Below are 20,139 nucleotides of genomic sequence, written 5' to 3'. Positions count from 1 at the left end.
CATGCCCGTACTTGGCTATCCGACACTCGTTCTTGGGGCGCTCATCGCCTACCTTCGGGCGTCTGAGGATGCACAACCGTTCGTTAGGAATGCGTTCGTTCTCGGCGTTGCAGGCGAGTGTGGCGCACTCACTGGTATCGTACACACCACTGGTTCAGTGGGGTCGAGCATCGCTGCAGGACTCAATTTTGTGGTGGGGACTGTCGCATGAGCGGCGGAACCTACGAACCGAAATCAGCCACAGACCAGCAGTGTGAGCACTGTGGACTGTATTTCCGCGCACAGGGAATCCACAATCACGAGTCTTCGTGCTACCTCCAAGACCACGACACGATGATTCAGCCACTCGATGACCCAGTTTCAGTACGCGAGGCTGAGTCCCCGACACTGGACGAATCGCCCGACGTGGAAGTGCCGGACACTGAGCCGTCTATCGAGGCTGTGACTGACGGGGGCAATCCCGCGCTCGATGCCCCGGAGCCTGCCGAGGGAGTCGTCACGGACGGGGGAAGGCCGGAGGAACCGGAGTGTCCGGACTGTGGAAGCGACCGCTACGGTGTCGTAGACGACCACCGCCGCGCACTGCCGACGTGGGCGCACGAGTACGACTACATCTGTGCCGACTGCAAGGAGGTCTACAATGCCTGAAGGCCCGCCGTCGCCCGGTGAGATGCTGTCTTCAGAGGAAGCAGTGGCGGCGTCCCACGCCGCTGCAGAGGGCGCACCCGCAGAGGAAACGATGGGGTCGGCATCTACAGTCCGTGACCTTCTGTTTGCGACCGAGCCGCATCGCTCGCTCGACGCGATGGAATCGCCGTGGGACCCGGAGCGCGGTGGTCCGAAGCGACTGGTTCGCGGGTTGATGAAGATGGCCGACGTGGACGGCATTCCCGCTATCGTGGACGTGGGGCTTGGTACGCTGGAGACGTTCGTGGTCATGCGCGAGCGCGTGGAACAGACCCAACAGGCGCGTGAGGACGGACAGGACGACGAGCAGGGCATTGACCCCGACCTCGCGGCGCTGGTGTCGTCAGGAGAGCAGTAATGGACCGGTATCACGTCACGGTCGTCGGGGATTCTGGGTCAGGAAAGACCACCTTCCTCCGCGAGATGCACGACACGTTCCCCGGCCTGTCGATCTGGATAGACGACACCGACGCGGGTGGCATCTCCGGGCGCGACCTCGAGGACGCTACCACGGTTTACTCCGCAGCGGAGGCTCGACGAGCGACCGCCTCGCGCATCCGGTGGGTGTGCGACGACGCGATGGACGTGATTGAGCATGTACGCGCCATCGCGCACGAGTACTACGAACAGACCGGCTATCCCGTGCAGGTCGTCGTAGACGAAGCACACCGCCACCTCCCCGACTCGAAGAAGGAATCCAGCGCGAAGGTCAACACGCTGGCCGCGATGCTCCACGAGGACCGAGACAAAGGCGTCAAGGTCGTCATCGCCTCGCAGGACCCGCAGGACTTCTACTATCCGCCGGTCAAGCAGTGCAAGTACCTCGTCTGGGTCGGTGCGCCCTCGACGTTCCACCGGGGGTTCATCCGCTACTACAATCTCAAAGATCTCGACGGCGACGGTCTACCCTCGGATCGGTGGCAATACGTCGTCATCCGACCGACTGAGCCACCGAGTGCCGTGTATCGGGGAGAGACGAAGGAGGTGTACGGATGACCTTCGACGTTGAACTGTTTCGCTCGATCGTAGATTCCTGCCTTCCGTTCGCTATCTCGTTCGGGTGGGCCTACGGGATGGGTCGCTTCGCAAAGCGGGGGTGGGTTGACGGATGAAGATCGTCCGAATGCGCGACCTCTCGCGGCGTCAGCAAGAGCGACTGCAGAGCGGTGAGACAGGCTACCTCGCCGAGCAGTTGGTGGCAGAGGTGTACGGTTTGGACCACAAGCCCGACGAAGCCGACTGGTACGATTGCGTGCATCCGAACAGTGCCGCGAAGACGGAGGTCAAATCGACGTCGGTGCGGATCGGCGAGAAGTATCCTGCTCGAGGTCGCTTCCGGCTTCGACGTGATCAGACGCGATCACTACTCTCGTCGGATGCTCGCGGGGTTGCGTGGTACGCCTTCGTGCTGTACGACTTCGAGAAAGGCGAGATACGGATTCGACGGGCGAAGCCCTCGACGGTGAATGCATGGGTGCGTGAGGCTGGTGGGTGGAACGAAGCGGGCCACGAGGAGTTTGAGAAGCAGCGGAAAGCCTCCCTGCAGACAGTATTGAACTGACGGATGTAAGTAATCTGTACTGTCAGTCTAAAAAGACTTATATGACTAATTGAATATTCATCACTTATGGATGAAACAAAATTCTATTTTGGTCGTATCAGTTTCAAGCATCAATTGCAGGGTCTTGATGACTTTGCTGAGGGGGCGGAAGAATTTAACAAGGTTGACCGAATTCGAGAACGTCTGCTAAAATATACAAAATCGACAGAACCTGTCTATGCTGACGAAGATGCAGTATGGAGGTTTGGTCGAGTTGAGGAACACGGAGAGACGATTATTGGACGCTTTGGTAAGGTCTTCACTGATCAGCCGATGCAGTTCGATGACGATGAAAAAGACTTCGTCCAATCTGATGATAATGAAGAGATTGCAGACGTTTCTCACTTTATCATTTATCCAAGTAAGAATGTCATCGCATTTAATCGTAAAAAACACATCGGACACAAGCAGTTTGTAAAGGTCTTCGCTGCAGGGTACGGGAACTTCTACGGGATGCCAGAAGGCATCACGATCAGCCTGCTAAAGAACAGTATTGAGGTTGAAGAACTACTCTCTGTCGCCGAGCGAATTCACGAACTTGACTTCGATCTTGTTCCAACCAACCCAATCAGAGACGATGAAATGAAAGTGCTAGACGAACCAATGCGAGAGATTGGTGCTGACGAATTTAGTATTGCCGCAGAAAGCGAGACTGGCTCGCTGAACCCTCGAAATTCATTCGTTCGCTCCGGCTTCGCTCTCAGCAATAATGGATACGGTGACTTCAAAATCACCTATGAGGTTGGTGGTGAAACAAAATTCTACGATTCACGAGATAAGCCTGCAACGCTTGAAATTGAGGAGCCCGACGGAATCGGCGGCTTGCGCGTCTCTTCAGAAACAATATTCAATCAAGTTAAACAACTTACAATCTCAGAAGACTAGCGATTGATATTTTCTTCAACAATCTGGTCGAAGTTGAGGCGTTCTTCCTTCATGAATTGGATTTGTTCGTCAATGCTGTCCAGCAATACACTGACCCACTCTGCGATAATTTGCTGATCGTCGGTCGGTGCTGACGATGAAACAACGAATGGTGAATGTGCAGTTACTCTAGATGGGACGGTTTCCGCGAATATTTCATCTTCTGCACGGATCAGCTCCTCATCCTGTGTAACTCTCCCAATTACTGCTTCTGTGTCCACTTCCTCGTCAAATTCAATTTTGAATACTGTCTCTGGACCTTCGTAATCTTCGCGTCCGTTGAGGCCCGCGTGCCAACTTGGGTCACCAAGATATGAAATTGTCACTCCTATTCCAGACTTCTTCAATACTGTTTCAACACTGTTTGGGCCACCGTTTATCGAATTTCCGTTTCCGTACCCTTGTTGAAGTTGCATTTCGATGAAACTCTCCAACTTAGTTATCGTCTTTTCCATGTCCTTGAGATCCACTCTCCGGATATCTTCCTCAACAGACTCTACGGAACCTGAAATATTTTCCAGACTCTTCGATACCTTGCTCATCCTGTCAATGTAGAATACCAGAAGCCCAACCAGGACGAACGCTGCAGCCACCCCCTGTACAATCGCCCCGATTTGTATTTGTAACATAATTGTAACTGGAGATTGTTTGACTTAATAATTCTCCGAAAGTGTTTTTATCATACTAAATAACTCCGTCATTCGCTATTTGCACCAGCCTCTCGCTTTCGTCGCTCAACTTCTCTCTTTACGGCAGCTTCGATCAGTTCTTGGCGCTTGTCGTACTGGTACGGCTCATATACCTGATCGAGAACTTCCTCCACCTGCATAACCGACTTTATCGCGTAGCGATACCACGCGCTCTTAGCCTGTCCGTACACCAATCGGCTCTCGACATAGTCTTCTAAACTATCATCAAGCTGGAAACTCGCGCGGGCCATCTTTCACTAGTGAATAATTCATTGACTTACTAATAGGTGAAGGTTCATAACCTGCTGAAGCTGCTTATTCTGGTGAATTCGGTCGTCTTGAAGACGCTTGTCCAACTCATATATTTGAATTAACATTCTTCATAAGATGCACCAGGTTGAGCAACAATTAAGTTTCACCAGTTGGTTAGTGACTAATGCAATGGCACTTAGCGTGAATGTCACCATCTCCATGCCGCCGGAGATGGTCGAGAAGATCGACGGACAAAGCCGAAGTCACGGGATGAGCCGAGCGCAGTATGTTCGCCACCTCATCCAGCAAGCACCGGATTCACCGTTTGACGAACCAGACCTGCAGCTCAACCAGAGTTCGCAGGTAGACGCTTAGAACGGGGGACAAGGAGCCTTGGAAACGTACCTTCCCCCCATTCAGATTCATCCGCGCGGCGCACGTAAGCGTGCCGCTCGGGAGGTGTCTGAATGACCGACCTCGAACCACTCGCTCCCGAAGAAGGCGTCGAGCGATTCATCGCCTACCGCGAGCCGTCGGTTCGGAAATCGACCCTGCAGAACGCGAAGACCCGTCTCGGTCACTTCCTCGATTGGTGTGAAGTCGCGGGTCTCGACAACCTCAACGACCTCACCGGACGGAAGTTGAACGACTTCGTTGCGTGGCGGCAGGGCGAAGTCGCGCCGATCACGCTGCAGAAGCAGATCAGTAGCGTGCGTATGGCGCTCGATTTCTGGGCCAACCTCGATGCCGTCGAACCCGGCCTGCGAGAGAAGATACACGCGCCCGAACTCCCCGACGGAGCCGAAGCGCGTGATATCCACATCAAAGGAGTCACCGCACAGGCTGTTCTCGAATATCTGGACCGCTACCAGTACGCGAGCCGGATGCACGCCATCATGGCGCTCATCTGGCGTACTGGGATGCGGAGAGGCACAGTGTGTTCGCTCGACGTGGACGACCTCCACGAAGACGAGCACGCTATCGAAATCAACCACCGCCCGAAGACCGGCACGGCACTGAAGAACGGCAACAAGGGCGAACGCTGGATCTACCTCGGTCCTCGCTGGACGCAGGTAATCAGCGAGTACATCAGCGAGAATAGAAACCCGATTACCGACGACTACGGCCGTCGCCCCCTGATTACGACGCGCTTCGGGCGCATCACGGGCGACACCGTCTACAAGATCGTCAACCGAGCCACCCAGCCCTGCGAGTACGGGATGCCGTGTCCACACGACCGTGACCCAGTTACTTGCGAGGCTCGCGGTCCAAACAGTCTCCCAAACAAGTGCCCATCCTCGAAGTCACCCCACGCGGTTCGTCGAGGACACATCACGCACTACCTCTCGGAGGACGTTGAGCCGGAAATCATCTCGGAACGTTCCGACGTTTCGCTCGAAATCCTGTACCAACACTACGACGCACGCACCGCCCGCGAGAAGATGGAAGTTAGAAAACAACACCTACCACAATGAGTCAAGAAGTCGCTCCCCGGCGAGTCCATTTCTGAACGTAGTGAAGAAATGGCGAGCCGAGCGTTTGGCTTGCCAAACGCGTGGATTTGAAGCCCTGCCAGTCGCGCACAGCGAACGAAGTGAGCGAGCACGTCTGGCTTTGGGTTCAAATCCCGTGAATGAAGTTCACAACCTTCGGTTTGCTCAGTCCCTACGAGTCTACTATTCTCTTCGCTATCACACTCTGAGCAGTGGCTCCGTCAGGACTCCGTCTCGCCCTTTCGGTGTCGTCAAAGTCGTGCCTGTTCGAGACGGGAGGTGAGCGAACGGGATGATTGGGTTTCAAATACTTATCTTCGAAAATCCTCGAAATCAGAGGGATAAGAAGCCTGATCGAATCATTTCGAACTTTCATCTTCTTTTTCAGGGATTAAGTAGAATTTCAGTGATTCTATGAGAGTGTTTTTGACCTGAGTAGTTTCAGAACGATCAACCTTTGTGAGCATACTTGCAGATTGGATTATTCCTGCGATAAATACTAACGAAAGGACCAGAGTTGATGATGTAGCGAATCGAATCGCGAGGTCGTTCATTGTTAAGTCAGCCACTATTTGTCTTCGGGGACCGACTACAGCCTCGGCTGAAAATAAAAGTAACAGAATGGCTGGTGTCAGCACGAGGTTTCTAATGAAAACTCGTGTTTTGTTCGGTTTGTCATATATGAGGTAGATGGCAATCAGGAATGCAAGAACAAATAACACTGATGATATTGACTGGACCATTTCAAATCCTTCAGGAATTGTAACTGCAGCAAATGCCAGTATGAAAACGATTACTGTGGGTCCATCAACTGAGCGACGGATGCGAGTAAACTGAGCAACCTGTTCGCGTTGAATTTTAGATGATATCGACTCATAGGACATAATCAATACCAACCCAAGAGTTGGAATCACAACACCTGCACTTCTAGTGATGAAAATTGTACTGAATATTAGTACCGCTAATCCGGTATGCTCAACGCCTTTCTTTGCAGTGTTGACGCATTGATCCCATCTATGTTTTAGCTCTCCAACTAATGCAGAATTTTGTTGAAACATCTGGTGGTACTCGTCGGATAATTCCTTTTTTATTTTACTTATTGAACCACAACGAGGTTCCTGTAACTTGGAATTCTTTCTCAGTTTTGAGAGTCTTTGTAACTCTAGTGCTTGACTTGGAACCTCAATGATTAGCTTCCTTAGTCCCGAATATAGTGCAAAAGATAGAGAAATGAATAAGAAAACCACTATAAGCTGGGCGATTTCTTGCTGAAAAACATTTGACAATTCTTGGACCGTTGATTCTACTGATGCTCCAGAAACCAGGCTCGAGATCTCATCTGCACCCGTACGGATACTCAACGAGAGTGCTGCAATTACGATACCAAAAGTGGTCAGTATCGTTCTGAGTAACCTACTAGCACGCTTTGCGATTTCGTTTTCTGTCTTTGCTTGATCGGTGACCTTTCTTTGTAGCTCAAAATACCGGATTGATTCCCAACTCTCTCCTGGCCAGAGACTATGTTGGTTTTGAGTTGATGGCCTTTCTGTACTATCTTCCACTTTTACTTCACTCATGTATTGTTTTCAAATAGAACTCCACGATTGATCCAGATTGGTGGGCAATAGGATAGCCCCTGTGTGTATTCCTTGGAGTAACTATCTATTTTCAAGAAGATATGCAATACTGAAAAAACTTCACGTGAAAATATGGCACTACCATATTAAGAAAAATCCTCAATCCCCCAAACCTGACAACGACTCTATACTCTCTTCCAACCAACTACCTCCACATGCCCAGTTTGAAACGCCGCGTGTGGAAAGTCGTCGCCCCCGAGACGAAAGACCACACAGGCCAGCGAATCGACTCCGCCAAACTCGTGTTGGCGACGCTGAACGTGGTCGCCGTCATCTTTCAGAGCGTCGATTCCCTCTACGATGCGGTCCCACTGTTGTTCCAAGGATTCGCCGTCGTGTCGGTCTTGCTGTTCATGGCGTTGTACGTCGCTCGCCTGTGGGCCGCACCACCCACACAGGAGTACGGTGGGACCGAAGGCCGATTGCGACTCGCCCGGCGACCCTTCGCACTCCTCGATTTGGTCGTCATCGTGGTGTTCTGGGTCGAAATCCTGTTTCTCGGCAACACGTTGGGAGGCGTTCGCGTACTCTGGTTCGCACGGGTTTTTGACCTCCCGCGATTCAAGCGCTCCCGAGCGCGATTCAGTCGGGTCATCGCTGCCCAGCGCGAAGACCTCGCAATCGCCTTTAGCGGGATGGGGATGCTCGTCCTCCTGTCCTCGACGCTCATGTTCTTCGTCGAGAGTCGCGCCCAACCCGTGAAGTTCGGGTCGATTCCCGCCGCGCTCTGGTGGGGTGTCGTGACACTCTCGACCGTCGGCTACGGTGACGTGATCCCGATGACGCCACTGGGTCGCCTCCTCGGAGGGATTACGACGATTGGTGGCATCGCCTTCTTCGCACTCCCGGCGAGCATTCTCGCGGCGGGATTCCTGACCGAACGAGAGCGAGAACAACGAGAAGCCACCACGACAGCTGCTGACTCTCCAACGCAATGCCCACACTGCGGGGAGTCTCTCGACCCCACTGGGACGGCGCAGAACTGAGACGAGCGCGCAGACTCGATAGTGACTCACTCGAACTGGTGCCGTACTATCGGATAATCTCAAATAACCTTGGATAAATAGCATTTCCCATTGACAAGTGTGGCAATTCAGACCAATATGCGTGTGTTTGTCATTGTCAGAACAGAATTACTATATCCACCAACTTGGAATTGCTGAATAATGTCGAGCGTGATTCGAGCATTACACGTAGATGACGACCCTAATTTCGGGGAGTTAACTGCGGTGTTCCTCGAACGCGAGAACGACCGACTCAGCGTGGAGTCTGAGACGAACGCAGGAGATGGGTTATCCCGACTGGCCGAGCGCGATATCGACTGTGTCGTCAGCGACTACGATATGCCCGGACAGAACGGAATCGACTTTCTCAGAGCAGTCCGCGAGGAGTATCCCGAACTTCCGTTTATCCTGTTTACGGGCAAAGGCTCCGAAGAAGTCGCTGCCGACGCGCTTTCGGCGGGAGCGACCGACTACATCCAAAAAGAGAGTGGTACCAGCCAGTACACCGTTCTCGCCAATCGAATCACCAACAGCGTCGCTCAGTATCGTGCCCGACGCCAGTCTGAACGCGCCAGCCAGCGGCGACGGTTGACGCTCCGGCAAATCACCGACGGATTCATCGAGTTGGACGACTCGCTCACCGTCACGGACGTGAACGAGCAGGCGGTCGAACTCACGGGACTCTCGCGCGAGGAACTGTGCGGAATGAGCTACCGTAGGTCGTTTGCCGAACATAGCTCAGACCAGTCACTCGTTGAGTACGAGCGCGTCCTCCGAACTGGCGACCCGAAGATAATCGAGGCCCAGTCGGATATCAACGACAGCCAGTGGCTCGAAGAGCGCATCTTTCCCACCGAACACGGCGATGGTATCTACGTCTACTTCTGTGACATCACCGAGCGCAAGAAGCGCGAGCAAAAACTGGAGGCGCAAACACGACAGCTACAGGGCGTCCTCGACAGCGTGCAGGCCGCCCTCTGGATGCGCGATACCGAGAGTCGGTTCATCTTGATGAACCAGAACTACCGTGACCGATTTACTATCGACAGCGACGCGGATGTCGCCGGGTTGCGTCCAGAAGACCTGTTCACACCGGAACTCGCTGCACAGTTCAGAGCGAACGACGAGCGTGCAATCGCTGCGGGCGACTTCATCGAACTCGAAGAAGAAGTCGAGACGGTCGAAGGGCGGCGCGTGTACCTCTCGAGAATCACACCCCTGTTCGACGACGATGGCGAGGTGTTTGCGACAGTTGGGGCCGCCGTCGATATTACCGTTCGAAAAGAACGCGAGCAAACCCTGACGGCACTCCACACCGCCGCACAGAAAATCGAGCAATCGACCGACGAGCAGACCGTCTACGAGACGCTCATCGAAACCGCTGAGAACGTCCTCAACTTCGACCTCGTCGCGGTCGATATCGAACAGGATGGCTACCTGATTCAAGAGGCGTGGAAGCTCAACACCGACAACGAGGGCTACTACGAGAAGACTTCTCTCGAAGAGAACATGACCTTCGCCGCACGGGCGTACAACCGCCAAGAGACAATCGTCGTCGACGACCTTCGAGAGTCGGATATCACGCCCGCAGACCCTGACTACCGGTCGGCCATAACCGTCCCGATTGGCGAGTTTGGGACGTTCCAGGCAGTGTTCAGCGAGACCAACGCGTTCGACGAGAACGACCAAGAGTTCGCTGAACTGCTCGTGGACCACGCCCGCGTAAAACTCGCGCAATTCGATGGCATCTTCGGCACAGACGACTGAATTCTCGCAGGCAACGATTTCACTTCCACCGAATCGTTCACTTTCACTCCGCCCTTGGCGGACCCTCTTAACGCATCATTGCAAGGCCATCGTATGGAAACAGAACCGGGTGAACCGCCATCGGACCCTTCTGCTCTCTTCCGAGACCTCGTCTCGACGCTGCGCGAGACGCGACGAGGCGTCTACCAGCATCGAATGGCGCAGGCGCTCCTCCAGAAAGACGCCAACGGCGCGCGACTCGTCGGTCTCTCTGCCGACATCGAGCGCGCGGTGTTTTTCAACCCTGCCTCGCAGACCTTGGAGTCGATTCCGTTCGACCGCGAAGGAACACGCGAATCGGACGCCGAGGTTCTCTCCTCACAACTGAGCGACCCCGCGTCGTGGGTCGAAACCCACACGACACGACTGGGGTGGATTCATCCGCACTTTCGATGGGTGTGTGGATTGGAAGACGAATGTGTTCGACCGTGAAGAATTAAACACCCTCACTGCACAGGATACTCGTATGAACGACGAAGAACTGGACGAACTTCGCTCCTCGCTCACGCCTCACGAGTCCAGCGGCGGCGTCACCACCTACCGCAACACCGTCGCTATCGCCTGTCCGGCCTGCGAGAAACCCTTCGACGACCTGGTCGTCTGCGAGGACGACTACAACAGTCTCGAACTGAGTATGATGTTAGACCTCTGTGTGACGACCCACGACGGCGACGTACTCCTCTTTACGCACAAACAGTAGCCAGACACGGAATCGCGTTCAGACACGGAACCGCTGTCAGTCGCTCCACCCGACGGTCACGCGCTCGTCGTCTATCGTCGTCTCGTTCGCAATCGTATCAGCTTCGACGAGGCCGAAGATGACCCACGTGAGCGCCGCGGAAATCACACCACCTGCGATACCTGCGCGCAGGCCGTTCTTCCAGCCACCGGTGATACTCCCGACGGCGAACGCGACGAGAAAGCCAACTGCGCCGTCAGCGAGTGCTACATGCAATCGGTTCATACGCTCACAACGCACTGGAAGACGAAAATTGTAGTCGGCCCGTGTGGGCCATTCGAACGTGGTCAGTCGTCGCAACGACTATTCTTTCGGCGGCAGACCCTTGTCGTTGATGACGTCGCCATCTTCGTCGATGGTGACGATGCCGCGGTTGTTGACCGCGTAAGGGTCTAAGCCGACTTCTTGGAGGAACTGCTTGTAGAGACGTTCTGCCGTCTCGGCGTCTTTCTGGCGGTCAGAAGCCCGGTCACAGAGTTCTACGAGGTCTTCGGGCACGTCGTTCTCGTGGACGATCCAGTGGTTGATGAGGTCCGAGAGACGGCGGATGGGCGACGTGAAGTGCCCGTAGATGTCGAAGTTGAGCGCGTAGTGGCCGCCGAAGGGGTCGTTCATGTACTTCGCACGGGGCATCACCTTGAGCACGGCGCGCTGAACCTTGTTGAGCGTTCGCGAGTTCGCGCTTTCGAGGGCGTCGTTGACGGCCTTTCGAGGTTCGTCCCACGAGGTGGACTTGATGCTCACGCCGTCGAGTTCCGTAATCTCACGGAGCGCCTTGTCCCACTGGTCGGGCGTGGGTTGGGGGTGAACGCGGTACATGGCTTCGACGCCGCGGCTCCACATGAGTTCGTGCGTGACGGCCTTGTTCGCTTTCAGCATGCACTCTTCGATGATGGTGTGCGCGCGGTCACGGCTGGGGTTGAGGACGAGCGACCCGTCTTCTTTCCGCTGCTCGTGCAGTTGGTCTGCGAGGTCGTAGACCAGTGTGTTCTCCTCGTGGAGTGGGAGTTCGGGGTCGTCGAGGCGGTTCTCACACTGCGTGTAGGTGAGGCGCTCGTTGGAGTGGATGACAGATTTGTAGATGTCGATGGACTCGAACGAGAGGGTGTCCTTCTTGATTTCCATCTCGACGGTGTGGGCCAGTCGGTCCTCGTTGGGGACGAGCGAACACACTGTCTCTGCGAGTTGGGGTGGGAGCATGTGGATGGTGTAGGCGGGGAGGTACACCGTGTTCCCACGCTTGACGGCTTCTGCCCACATCTCCGAGCCGGGGTGGACGTAGTGGGTCACGTCGGCGATGTGGACCCACAGCGTGTACGTCTCTTCGTTCTCACGGATGCTGATTGCGTCGTCGAAGTCCTGTGCGTCGACCGGGTCGGTGGTCCACGTCGTCAGGTCTCGAAGGTCTTGGCGGTGTTCGAGTTCGTCTTCGATTTCGGCTTCGACACCCTCGGTGCGGGCGCGTGCTTCCGAGCGCACTTCTGGCGGGAATTGGTCTCGAATTTCGAACTCTTCGAATAGCTCCTCGCGCTTATTTTGGAGATGTCGCGCGAGTTCGGCGTCGATTTCGACCGGCCCTTGCCCTTCGGCGGTCCCGGCGTACGCCTGCGCGTCGTCTGACATAGCCCCGACTAAACGGGGCAGGGAGAAATGCGTGTCGGGCACGCGCTTGGAAAAAACGAATAAATCACGTCAATCGCATCGGCGACGTTTCGGTGACTAACCTCAGCGTTCGTGTTCTTCGGGTGGGTCGTATCGTTCTTTGACGGCGCTGAAATACCGGTGGAGGAATTCCTCTTGGGAGGTGCCGTGTTCTTCGATATCGACGAGGAGAGATTCTAGCTCTTCGCGTGGCTGATGGCAGAGCCCGCGGTAGCAGGATTTACAGAGGTGTTCGAACCGCTTGCCGTGTCGTTCCCAGCGGTTCCCCTCTTTGTCGTATTCTCGCGCCGCCGACCGAAGGACAGAATCGCCACACGAAATGCACACGACTGTCGTTCGGTCCCGGTTTGTCCGGGAGCGCCACATACCGATGTGGTGGTTCCAGCCGTACTTATCGTTTGTTCCGCGGCGTCCGACGCGCGTCACACGAAGACGGGCTAACTGCCGACTCATTCGATGACTAAAACTGTCGAACGCCGACACGGAACGGGCGATTTATCGGCCACGGGCGACGATTGTGGTGTATGAAAGTCAAATCTCGCCATCACCTCCGAAGCGACGAAATCGACTCGTTGAAAGCCTCGATTCAGGGCTCTCTCGGCGTCGAACTCGACGGTGACGCCTTCGAAGACGTCGAACTCGCCGACGCCGACTACGACCTCGTCCTCGTCGATGGCGAACCCGCCGTCATGTACATCGGCGACGAACCCTTCTTGACGGTCAAAGGTGCGAACCTCTTCCCACCAACAAAGCGCATCGTGACCGTCGATTCGGGTGCCGTCTCGTTCGTCTCCAGTGGTGCCGACGTGATGCGCCCGGGTATCACCGAAGCAGACGAACTCATCGCCTCCGGCGACCTCGTGGCTATCGCCGAAGAGACCCACGGAAAAGTCCTCGCGGTCGGGCGCGCACTCGAAGACGGCGACGACCTCGTAGGCGACTCCGGCAAGGTCATCGAGTCGATTCACCACGTCGGCGACGACCTCTTCGAATTTTCGGTCTAACTACGCGCCCGCGTTCTCGTCGTTATCGACCTCATCTGCGTATTTCTCCAGGGCCGCCTCGTAGCCCTGTGTCGCCTTCTCGAACGTCTCACGGAGGTCCACAATCGGCGTCTCGGTCGCATCGACGCGCAGGTCGTTGTAGTACGGGTCCATCACCATCTCTTCTGTCGTCTTCACGATGAGCGCCGCACTCTGGATTTCGAGGTCCTCGCGCTTGTCGCCGCCCTGTTCGTGGCCTGCTTCGAGTGCGTCGATGAGTCGCTTGGCCAGCGGGTCGTCGCGGTCGCTGGATTCGTAGGTCTCTGCTGTCGCTTCGATGACCGACTCGCCGGTGAGCAGGTTGCCCGCGACGGTGTAGTTCGGGCCTTCGACGTGACCGAACCAGTCGAGACACTCGTCACCCGAGAAGGCGAACGTTCCTTGCGCGCCGACACCGTGGAGTTGTCGCTTCTCGCGTCCGTCGTCGCTGCTGAGAAGCGACTGGAGCGCGACTTCGACGCCGAGGCCGTTGTTCAGGTGTTCGATACCCTTCGCTCCGAGTTCGACGTTGACGAGCGCCTGTGTTGCGACCGCGCCGTGTTCACTTGCAAACGGACAGAGTGTCCCGACACCGGGGAGGCGCGTCGTCACGGCCACGCCAAACCGTCGTTGCGACTCTCCCTCGTCGTCCGTGTACTCCTCGTGGACGCAGATACTGAATGTCATACGCGCCCCGACGAGGGGGATGCTAAAACACGCGCTGAAACCGGTTGCCGACGCCGGTTCCGTCTCGAAAATCTAATTCCACGTGTGAAAGTGTCGAATACTAGACTCTCGTCTGACGCAAGAACTAACCCAGTTGTCCCGTTGTAGGTACTATGGGCATCATGAGCAAGATTCTCGGTGGTGGGGGTTCCCGTACAACCGAGGACTACGTCGAACTCGACTTAGACGACTTCGACACCGCCCGCGGCGAGGCCGGAATCTCGGTCCACATCGCGGACATCGGTGGCCAGCAAGACGTCATTGCCATCAAAGACGCTGTCTACGACGGTGACCTCGTTATCGCGGACATCACGCGACATACGACCAGTGACAGCACGATGGAACACATCATCGACGACCTCCAGCAGGTCGCACACGAAGTCGATGGCGACATCGTCCAAAAGGGCGACGACCAGATTATCATCACGCCAACCGGCGTGAGTATCTCACGAAAGAAAATCACCTCCTAAGCGGCTGTTTTTCGCGGAGCTTCCACGTTCGTTCGCGGCTCGAACATGCGGGTCAAATGACCCGAACCGATGGGTATTCGGTCCCGAAGTTCATAGTGAAATCAGAATGAGCAAGGACTACATCGAGGTTCGTGGTGCCGAAGAGCACAACCTCAAGGACCTCGACGTCCGCATCCCCCGCGAGACGTTCACCGTCGTCACCGGACTGTCGGGCTCGGGGAAGTCGTCGCTCGCGTTCGACACGGTCTACGCCGAAGGCCAGCGACGCTACATCGAGTCGCTGTCCGCCTACGCCCGTAACTTCCTCGGGCAGATGGACAAGCCGAAAGTCGAGGCTGTCGAGGGACTGTCTCCCGCCATCTCCATCGACCAGAAGAACGGAGCCAACAATCCTCGGTCTACGGTCGGGACGGTCACCGAACTTCACGACTACCTTCGCCTGCTGTATGCCCGCGTCGGCACGCAGTACGACCCTATCACGGGCGAAGAAGTCGGTGAGCAGTCCGCACAGGACATGGTCGAACAAATCCTCGAACTCCCCGAAGGCACACGCGCGATGATTGCCGCGCCGGTCGCCCGCGACCAGAAAGGCGAGTTCAAAGACCTCTTTTCGGAACTCGTCGCAGAAGGCTACGCCCGCGTCGAGGTCGATGGTGACTCCTACGACCTCTCGTTCGAGACGCCCGAACTCGACAAGAACTACGACCACACCATCGACGTCATCGTCGACCGCATCAAGGTCTCGCCCGAGTCGCGTTCTCGGATTGCGGACTCGGTCGAAACCGCGCTCGACAAGGCAAACGGCGTCTTGAAACTCATCGTCCCCGACCCGCCGGAAGACCTGCCTTTCGCGTCGAATACGCGTTCGACGGGCGCACTCGGCGACGAGGGTGAAGCCGACGACCGACTCGTCGTCGAATTCTCGGAGGAACTCGGCAACCCCAACTCGTCGTTCCGCTTCTCTGAAATCGAGACCCGGTCGTTCTCGTTCAACAGCCCGCACGGGGCATGTCCCGAGTGTGAGGGCCTCGGCAAGGCAAAAGAGGTGGACCCGGACCTCATCGTCACCAACCCCTCCCAAAAGCTCAAACACGTCTTCGAGCCGTGGAGCTACAACCGCACTTACTACCGGCGACAAATCGACTGTGTGGCCGACCACTTCGGCGTCAGCGTGAACACGCCGTTCGAAGACCTCGATGAAGAGATTCAGGATGCGTTCCTCTTCGGAACGACCGAAGACGTGGTCTTCGAGTGGACGACGAAGAACGGCACGCGCCACAAGGAACACCCATTCGAAGGTGTCGTCACCAACCTCGAACGTCGTTTCATCGAGACGGACTCCGACCGCACGCGCGACCACATCGAGGACTACATGGCCATCACGACGTGTCCCGACTGTCAGGGGTCGCGCCTCAAAGAACAGTCTCGCTACGTTCGCGTCGGCGGCACCTCGCTCCCCGAGGTCAACCGCATGACTATCGGCGGCGCACTGGAACACTTCGAAGGCCTCGAAGCCGACCTCTCCGAGCGCGAGAAAACCATCGCCCAAGAGATTCTCAAAGAGATTCGCGCCCGACTCGGCTTCATGATGGAAGTCGGTCTCGACTACCTCACCCTCGACCGTGAGGCGGCGACCCTCTCCGGCGGCGAATCACAGCGGATTCGCCTCGCTACACAGGTCGGCTCTGGTCTCGTTGGCGTTCTCTACGTCCTCGACGAGCCATCTATCGGCCTTCACCAGCGCGACAACGACAAACTCCTGAACACGCTCGAAGGCCTGCGCGACCTCGGTAACACGCTCATCGTCGTCGAACACGACGAGGAGACGATGCGCCGGGCCGACGAAATCATCGACATGGGCCCCGGTCCGGGCAAGCGCGGCGGCGAAATCGTCGCACAGGGCGATTTTGATGATATCGTCGCCGCCGACAACTCGCTGACTGCCGATTACCTCTCGGGTCGAAAAGACATCGACGTGCCCGAGGAACGACGCGAGGGTGACGGCGAACTCACCGTCCTCGGTGCGCGCCAACACAACCTCAAGGACCTCGATGTGCCCATCCCACTCGGGACGTTCACCGCGATTACGGGCGTCTCCGGGTCCGGAAAGTCCACGCTGATGCACGAAATCCTGTATAAGGGTCTCGCGCGGACGATGAACGACAACACCTCCGTGGACCCCGGCGAACACGACGAAATCGCAGGCTACGACCAAATCGAGACGGTTCGACTCATCGACCAGTCGCCCATCGGTCGAACACCCCGGTCGAACCCCGCGACTTACACGGGCGTCTTCGACTACGTGCGCGAACTCTTCGCCTCTACCAAGCTCTCGAAACAGCGCGGCTACGAGAAGGGCCGATTCTCCTTCAACGTCAAGGGCGGCCGCTGTGAGGAGTGTAAAGGACAGGGAACGGTCAAAATCGAGATGAACTTCCTCTCGGACGTGTACGTCCCCTGTGAGGAGTGTCACGGGGCGCGCTACAACACCGAGACGCTCGATGTCACCTACAAGGACAAGACCATCGCTGACGTACTCGGCATGGAAGTCGATGAGGCACTGGAGTTCTTCGAGAGCAACTCGCAGATTCGACGCCGCCTGCAACTTCTGCACGACGTGGGTCTCGGCTACATGCAACTCGGCCAGCCATCGACCACGCTCTCCGGCGGTGAGGCCCAGCGCGTCAAACTCGCTGAAGAACTCGGCAAGCGACAGAGAGGAGACACGCTCTACCTCTTGGACGAACCGACGACGGGCCTCCACAAAGAAGACGAGCGCAAACTCATCGACGTACTCCAGCGCCTCGTGGACAACGGAAACACCGTCGTCGTCGTCGAGCACGAACTCGACCTCGTGAAGAACGCCGACCACATCATCGACCTCGGACCCGAGGGTGGCGCGGGCGGCGGCACCATCGTCGCCAGTGGCACCCCCGAATCGGTCGCACAGGAACCAGACTCACACACCGGGCGCTATCTGCGCGATTACCTCCCCGACGTGGATAAAGAAGGACCGCGGTCGGACCGCCGTAAACCGGCGAAAGTCTCCAACGACGACTGACTCATTCGCTCGATTTCGTCTCGACGGCGTCTTTTTCTGTTGGATACGCCGGGATTCGCGGATTACCGAGAACTCTCCCGAGCGGTGCGAGTACCGCGAACAGGTAGTTGATTGGACCGGTTGCGCGACTCACGTCGCGGAACTCGTGAATCCACGGTGCAATCGCCAGCAAATCCCCCTCAGCTCCCTCGCCGAGTTTGCCAGCGCGCATCAACGCGTACTCGCTCGTGAGGAACTCGACGAACCGTCCCGGTGGGGTGACCGTTCCGATGACTCGGGAACCCTCTGCCTCGGTTCGGAACGTGTGTGGCGTCCCCGGCGGAACGACGAGTTTCTCACCCGCCGATAGAACGTGTTCCTCGCCGCTGACGGTGACGTAGAGTACGCCGTCTTGCACCTCGAATTGCTCTGTCGCAGTCGGGTGATAATGCATGGGTGGCCCGCCCGTGTGTGGCATGGTCGTCACCTCGATTTGCAGGTACTCTCCGCCGGTCTCTGTTGGAAGCTTCAGAAACGTGATTGTACTGCCGTCTACTGGATTTGAGATGGTTCTCGGAATTTCCATAGAAGTGGTACGTAGCCCACCGGGATAATGCGATTTCACGGTTTCACAGAATGTCTATCCAACCGCTCAGCGCCGCCGCCACCACCAAATCCCTACCCCAACGAGTGCGATGACGATGACGGCGACGGGAACGACGGGGAACGTCGTGGTCGGTTCGACGATTTCGACCGGAATCTGTTGGGTACCCGTCGCGAGCAGTCGTCCGTCCTCGTCGCGGTAGCTCACGTTGACGGCGACTGCTTGCGTTTTGGCGACCGCTTCGTCGCTGACTTGCAGGTCGAAGACGACCAGTCTCGTCTCCTCGGATTCCAATCGTGGGATGAACGCGACGGCGTCGTCGCTCGAAAGCGGCGGTTCAGCCCCGATGCGGACGGTCACGTCGGTCTGTGGCGTCGATTCGGTGTTCGTCACCGCGAGGACGAGTCGTCCCGTCGAGTCCACTTCGAACGTCGCGTTTCTGGGTGCGACCGTGATAGCCGGGTCGCGCGCGCTGACCGATACGGTCACGTCTGTTTGGTCTTGACTCCGATTGTTGCCAGCTGATGCGCCATACTCGATAGCGAACGGGAGTCGTCGAACGCCGGGTGAGGTTCCTTCGTTGAGTGCAATCGAGTACTCGAACTGGGCGGTCTCACCGGGTCCGAGCGTTCCAACCGGAACTTCGCTGTCGATTGGGACGACTGTGGGGTCTTGGGAAGCTAACCGGAGAACGACATCTTCGGCGGTGGTGTCGCCGGTGTTCTCGACGGTTCCTTCGATACGGCCAATCCCGCCGGGGCGCAGGTCGCTCTCGGTGACTGCGAGGTCGAACGACGCGCCTGCTTGCGGACTCACACCCGAGACGAGTCGCCGCGAGGTTCGCTCTTGGCCATCTTCGTCGCGGTAGGTGACGACAGCAGTGATGGTGTAGGGTCGGACGAGTGCGTCTTCTGCGACGCGAGCGCGGACTTCGATGGATTTGTTCTCACCTGCGGCCCAGTCGCCGACGAACGTCTCTGCTTGTGGCGTCCCGGCTCCGAAGGTAATCTCGGGGTCGGGAGAAGAGAGCGTCACTGTGGCGTCGGTCGCACCGACGGTTCCGACGTTTTGGAGTTCGAGCGTGACGCTCCCGGCATTGCCGACAGAGAGACTCGACCCGGTGGAGACGACTTGGAATGCCGGGCGACGTTCGACGACGACTTCGAGCGTCTCGGTGATTCTTCGATTCCGCTCGGTCGTCTCGACGTTCGACCCATCGACGAAGACCGAGGAGGTGTAGTCGTAGGTAAAGCGAACTGGAATCTCGTACGTTCCGGGCTCGGCATCTTCGTCGACGCGGACGGTGAGCGGGACCGGACCGGAGACGCCCTCGGGGACGGTTCCAACCGGGTATTCGCCACTCACGACGGTAATCGGTCCAGACGAAGACGCTTCCAGGGTCACCGCACGGGCCGTCTGGACGAGCGCCTCGTACTGTTCCGGCCCGTCCATCGTCACCCGGCCAGTGTTGACGACGAACGCCTGGACGGTGGTCTCTGTCCCGGCCACGAGTCGGTTCTCCGGGGCGATGACGGTGAGGTCAGGATTCCCGCTAATCCGCTCTGCCGCCGCGGCCGTTCCAACAGTTCCGAGGGGTCCGATGAGGGATGCCACGACGAGGAAAGTCACGAGAATCGTGGCACTCGCACCGGGAGTAAGTCGAGTCATTGTAGGTACCGATGGCGAGAGCGTTGCCGCTCGGCTACGAAAGATACGCGTGGCATGACATTAACTTCTATACAAAACACGTCGCGCAAGAGATAGGTTACTCGCCATCGTATCTC

The 20,139-nt window shown here is 56.9% G+C and carries 23 protein-coding genes; 15 read left to right on the top strand and 8 right to left on the bottom strand.

The window, feature by feature from the left end; genetic code table 11:
• Window position 1 precedes the first annotated feature (1 nt).
• The 6 genes from ACK509_RS07110 (at window position 2) to ACK509_RS07085 (ending at window position 3,172) form a co-directional block, all read left to right on the top strand.
• On the top strand, window positions 2-211 hold the full coding sequence (locus tag ACK509_RS07110) for a hypothetical protein (protein ID WP_410765786.1): 210 nt from the start codon (window positions 2-4) through the stop codon (window positions 209-211).
• Window positions 208-648, top strand: a complete 441-nt coding sequence (locus ACK509_RS07105) for a hypothetical protein (RefSeq protein ID WP_410765785.1) — start codon at window positions 208-210, stop codon at window positions 646-648. Before ACK509_RS07110 ends, ACK509_RS07105 begins: the two co-directional genes overlap by 4 nt.
• Window positions 641-1,045, top strand: a complete 405-nt coding sequence (locus ACK509_RS07100; RefSeq protein WP_410765784.1) for a hypothetical protein — start codon at window positions 641-643, stop codon at window positions 1,043-1,045. Before ACK509_RS07105 ends, ACK509_RS07100 begins: the two co-directional genes overlap by 8 nt.
• The gene (locus ACK509_RS07095; RefSeq protein WP_410765783.1) at window positions 1,045-1,683 is read left to right on the top strand and encodes an ATP-binding protein; all 639 of its coding nucleotides are present in this window, start codon (window positions 1,045-1,047) and stop codon (window positions 1,681-1,683) included. Before ACK509_RS07100 ends, ACK509_RS07095 begins: the two co-directional genes overlap by 1 nt.
• Window positions 1,684-1,795: 112 nt before the next feature.
• On the top strand, window positions 1,796-2,248 hold the full coding sequence (locus ACK509_RS07090) for a hypothetical protein (RefSeq protein ID WP_410765782.1): 453 nt from the start codon (window positions 1,796-1,798) through the stop codon (window positions 2,246-2,248).
• Between the two features lie 66 nt (window positions 2,249-2,314).
• Window positions 2,315-3,172 carry a hypothetical protein gene (locus ACK509_RS07085; protein ID WP_410765781.1) on the top strand — a complete coding sequence of 286 codons (858 nt, stop codon included), beginning with the start codon at window positions 2,315-2,317 and terminating at the stop codon, window positions 3,170-3,172.
• Here the strand turns inward: ACK509_RS07085 and ACK509_RS07080 are convergent.
• A complete protein-coding gene (locus ACK509_RS07080) occupies window positions 3,169-3,840 on the bottom strand; it encodes a hypothetical protein (protein WP_410765780.1) in 672 nt (223 codons plus the stop codon). The genes ACK509_RS07085 and ACK509_RS07080 overlap by 4 nt on opposite strands.
• Window positions 3,841-4,341: 501 nt before the next feature.
• Between ACK509_RS07080 and ACK509_RS07075 the strand changes: the two genes are divergently transcribed.
• Window positions 4,342-4,527 (top strand): ribbon-helix-helix domain-containing protein, encoded by a 186-nt coding sequence (locus tag ACK509_RS07075; protein ID WP_410765779.1) that lies wholly within the window; start codon window positions 4,342-4,344, stop codon window positions 4,525-4,527.
• A 92-nt stretch (window positions 4,528-4,619) separates the two neighbouring features.
• Window positions 4,620-5,627 (top strand): tyrosine-type recombinase/integrase, encoded by a 1,008-nt coding sequence (locus ACK509_RS07070; protein WP_410765778.1) that lies wholly within the window; start codon window positions 4,620-4,622, stop codon window positions 5,625-5,627.
• Window positions 5,628-6,004: 377 nt separating this feature from the next.
• Here ACK509_RS07070 and ACK509_RS07065 read toward each other — a convergent pair whose 3' ends face one another.
• Complete coding sequence (locus ACK509_RS07065; RefSeq protein WP_410765777.1) at window positions 6,005-7,222, bottom strand: hypothetical protein; 1,218 nt, start codon at window positions 7,220-7,222, stop codon at window positions 6,005-6,007.
• A gap of 215 nt (window positions 7,223-7,437) precedes the next feature.
• Between ACK509_RS07065 and ACK509_RS07060 the strand changes: the two genes are divergently transcribed.
• The 4 genes from ACK509_RS07060 to ACK509_RS07045 all read left to right on the top strand — a co-directional run bounded on the left by ACK509_RS07060 (window position 7,438) and on the right by ACK509_RS07045 (window position 10,792).
• Window positions 7,438-8,268, top strand: coding sequence for an ion transporter (locus ACK509_RS07060; RefSeq protein ID WP_410765776.1), 831 nt, complete (start codon window positions 7,438-7,440; stop codon window positions 8,266-8,268).
• Window positions 8,269-8,448: 180 nt separating this feature from the next.
• Window positions 8,449-10,053 (top strand): PAS domain-containing protein, encoded by a 1,605-nt coding sequence (locus tag ACK509_RS07055; RefSeq protein WP_410765775.1) that lies wholly within the window; start codon window positions 8,449-8,451, stop codon window positions 10,051-10,053.
• Window positions 10,054-10,146: 93 nt separating this feature from the next.
• Entirely contained in the window at window positions 10,147-10,524 is a 378-nt protein-coding gene (locus tag ACK509_RS07050; protein WP_410765774.1) for a hypothetical protein, read from the top strand.
• A gap of 34 nt (window positions 10,525-10,558) precedes the next feature.
• Window positions 10,559-10,792 carry a hypothetical protein gene (locus ACK509_RS07045; protein ID WP_410765773.1) on the top strand — a complete coding sequence of 78 codons (234 nt, stop codon included), beginning with the start codon at window positions 10,559-10,561 and terminating at the stop codon, window positions 10,790-10,792.
• Between the two features lie 36 nt (window positions 10,793-10,828).
• Here the strand turns inward: ACK509_RS07045 and ACK509_RS07040 are convergent, their stop codons facing one another.
• From ACK509_RS07040 to ACK509_RS07030, 3 genes are all read right to left on the bottom strand, one after another.
• A complete protein-coding gene (locus ACK509_RS07040) occupies window positions 10,829-11,056 on the bottom strand; it encodes a hypothetical protein (RefSeq protein WP_410765772.1) in 228 nt (75 codons plus the stop codon).
• A 78-nt stretch (window positions 11,057-11,134) separates the two neighbouring features.
• Window positions 11,135-12,454 carry an RNB domain-containing ribonuclease gene (locus tag ACK509_RS07035; protein ID WP_410765771.1) on the bottom strand — a complete coding sequence of 440 codons (1,320 nt, stop codon included), beginning with the start codon at window positions 12,452-12,454 and terminating at the stop codon, window positions 11,135-11,137.
• Between the two features lie 102 nt (window positions 12,455-12,556).
• Window positions 12,557-12,859 (bottom strand): hypothetical protein, encoded by a 303-nt coding sequence (locus ACK509_RS07030; RefSeq protein WP_410765770.1) that lies wholly within the window; start codon window positions 12,857-12,859, stop codon window positions 12,557-12,559.
• Window positions 12,860-13,017: 158 nt separating this feature from the next.
• On the opposite strand from ACK509_RS07030, the gene ACK509_RS07025 reads away from it, so the two are divergent.
• The gene (locus tag ACK509_RS07025; RefSeq protein ID WP_410765769.1) at window positions 13,018-13,497 is read left to right on the top strand and encodes an RNA-binding protein; all 480 of its coding nucleotides are present in this window, start codon (window positions 13,018-13,020) and stop codon (window positions 13,495-13,497) included.
• Here ACK509_RS07025 and ACK509_RS07020 read toward each other — a convergent pair whose 3' ends face one another.
• A complete protein-coding gene (locus tag ACK509_RS07020) occupies window positions 13,498-14,202 on the bottom strand; it encodes a DUF1028 domain-containing protein (protein ID WP_410765768.1) in 705 nt (234 codons plus the stop codon).
• 152 nt (window positions 14,203-14,354) lie between these two features.
• On the opposite strand from ACK509_RS07020, the gene sepF reads away from it, so the two are divergent.
• Together sepF and uvrA are read left to right on the top strand one after the other, a co-directional pair.
• The gene (sepF, locus tag ACK509_RS07015; RefSeq protein ID WP_410765767.1) at window positions 14,355-14,711 is read left to right on the top strand and encodes a cell division protein SepF; all 357 of its coding nucleotides are present in this window, start codon (window positions 14,355-14,357) and stop codon (window positions 14,709-14,711) included.
• A 106-nt stretch (window positions 14,712-14,817) separates the two neighbouring features.
• Complete coding sequence (uvrA, locus tag ACK509_RS07010; RefSeq protein ID WP_410765766.1) at window positions 14,818-17,772, top strand: excinuclease ABC subunit UvrA; 2,955 nt, start codon at window positions 14,818-14,820, stop codon at window positions 17,770-17,772.
• A 1-nt stretch (window position 17,773) separates the two neighbouring features.
• On the opposite strand, the gene ACK509_RS07005 is transcribed toward uvrA, so the two are convergent.
• Together ACK509_RS07005 and ACK509_RS07000 are read right to left on the bottom strand one after the other, a co-directional pair.
• Window positions 17,774-18,337 carry a cupin domain-containing protein gene (locus tag ACK509_RS07005; protein WP_410765765.1) on the bottom strand — a complete coding sequence of 188 codons (564 nt, stop codon included), beginning with the start codon at window positions 18,335-18,337 and terminating at the stop codon, window positions 17,774-17,776.
• A 66-nt stretch (window positions 18,338-18,403) separates the two neighbouring features.
• Entirely contained in the window at window positions 18,404-20,023 is a 1,620-nt protein-coding gene (locus tag ACK509_RS07000) for a COG1361 S-layer family protein (protein ID WP_410765764.1), read from the bottom strand.
• Between the last annotated feature and the right edge of the window lie 116 nt (window positions 20,024-20,139).

Source organism: Haloferax sp. DFSO60, from assembly GCF_046557615.1.
Classification (GTDB): Archaea; Halobacteriota; Halobacteria; order Halobacteriales; family Haloferacaceae; genus Haloferax.
The sequence above is the reverse complement of the archived record's forward strand: the minus strand, read 5'-3'. Positions and strand labels throughout refer to the sequence as shown.

Excerpts from the sequence above, each read along its gene's own strand:
- ACK509_RS07110 (WP_410765786.1), top strand. The coding sequence starts at position 2 with ATGCCCGTACTTGGCTATCCGACACTCGTTCTTGGGGCGCTCATCGCC.
- ACK509_RS07105 (WP_410765785.1), top strand. The coding sequence starts at position 208 with ATGAGCGGCGGAACCTACGAACCGAAATCAGCCACAGACCAGCAGTGT.
- ACK509_RS07100 (WP_410765784.1), top strand. The coding sequence starts at position 641 with ATGCCTGAAGGCCCGCCGTCGCCCGGTGAGATGCTGTCTTCAGAGGAA.
- ACK509_RS07095 (WP_410765783.1), top strand. The coding sequence starts at position 1,045 with ATGGACCGGTATCACGTCACGGTCGTCGGGGATTCTGGGTCAGGAAAG.
- ACK509_RS07090 (WP_410765782.1), top strand. The coding sequence starts at position 1,796 with ATGAAGATCGTCCGAATGCGCGACCTCTCGCGGCGTCAGCAAGAGCGA.
- ACK509_RS07085 (WP_410765781.1), top strand. The coding sequence starts at position 2,315 with ATGGATGAAACAAAATTCTATTTTGGTCGTATCAGTTTCAAGCATCAA.
- ACK509_RS07080 (WP_410765780.1), bottom strand. The coding sequence starts at position 3,840 with ATGTTACAAATACAAATCGGGGCGATTGTACAGGGGGTGGCTGCAGCG.
- ACK509_RS07075 (WP_410765779.1), top strand. The coding sequence starts at position 4,342 with ATGGCACTTAGCGTGAATGTCACCATCTCCATGCCGCCGGAGATGGTC.
- ACK509_RS07070 (WP_410765778.1), top strand. The coding sequence starts at position 4,620 with ATGACCGACCTCGAACCACTCGCTCCCGAAGAAGGCGTCGAGCGATTC.
- ACK509_RS07065 (WP_410765777.1), bottom strand. The coding sequence starts at position 7,222 with ATGAGTGAAGTAAAAGTGGAAGATAGTACAGAAAGGCCATCAACTCAA.
- ACK509_RS07060 (WP_410765776.1), top strand. The coding sequence starts at position 7,438 with ATGCCCAGTTTGAAACGCCGCGTGTGGAAAGTCGTCGCCCCCGAGACG.
- ACK509_RS07055 (WP_410765775.1), top strand. The coding sequence starts at position 8,449 with ATGTCGAGCGTGATTCGAGCATTACACGTAGATGACGACCCTAATTTC.
- ACK509_RS07050 (WP_410765774.1), top strand. The coding sequence starts at position 10,147 with ATGGAAACAGAACCGGGTGAACCGCCATCGGACCCTTCTGCTCTCTTC.
- ACK509_RS07045 (WP_410765773.1), top strand. The coding sequence starts at position 10,559 with ATGAACGACGAAGAACTGGACGAACTTCGCTCCTCGCTCACGCCTCAC.
- ACK509_RS07040 (WP_410765772.1), bottom strand. The coding sequence starts at position 11,056 with ATGAACCGATTGCATGTAGCACTCGCTGACGGCGCAGTTGGCTTTCTC.
- ACK509_RS07035 (WP_410765771.1), bottom strand. The coding sequence starts at position 12,454 with ATGTCAGACGACGCGCAGGCGTACGCCGGGACCGCCGAAGGGCAAGGG.
- ACK509_RS07030 (WP_410765770.1), bottom strand. The coding sequence starts at position 12,859 with ATGTGGCGCTCCCGGACAAACCGGGACCGAACGACAGTCGTGTGCATT.
- ACK509_RS07025 (WP_410765769.1), top strand. The coding sequence starts at position 13,018 with ATGAAAGTCAAATCTCGCCATCACCTCCGAAGCGACGAAATCGACTCG.
- ACK509_RS07020 (WP_410765768.1), bottom strand. The coding sequence starts at position 14,202 with ATGACATTCAGTATCTGCGTCCACGAGGAGTACACGGACGACGAGGGA.
- sepF (WP_410765767.1), top strand. The coding sequence starts at position 14,355 with ATGGGCATCATGAGCAAGATTCTCGGTGGTGGGGGTTCCCGTACAACC.
- uvrA (WP_410765766.1), top strand. The coding sequence starts at position 14,818 with ATGAGCAAGGACTACATCGAGGTTCGTGGTGCCGAAGAGCACAACCTC.
- ACK509_RS07005 (WP_410765765.1), bottom strand. The coding sequence starts at position 18,337 with ATGGAAATTCCGAGAACCATCTCAAATCCAGTAGACGGCAGTACAATC.
- ACK509_RS07000 (WP_410765764.1), bottom strand. The coding sequence starts at position 20,023 with ATGACTCGACTTACTCCCGGTGCGAGTGCCACGATTCTCGTGACTTTC.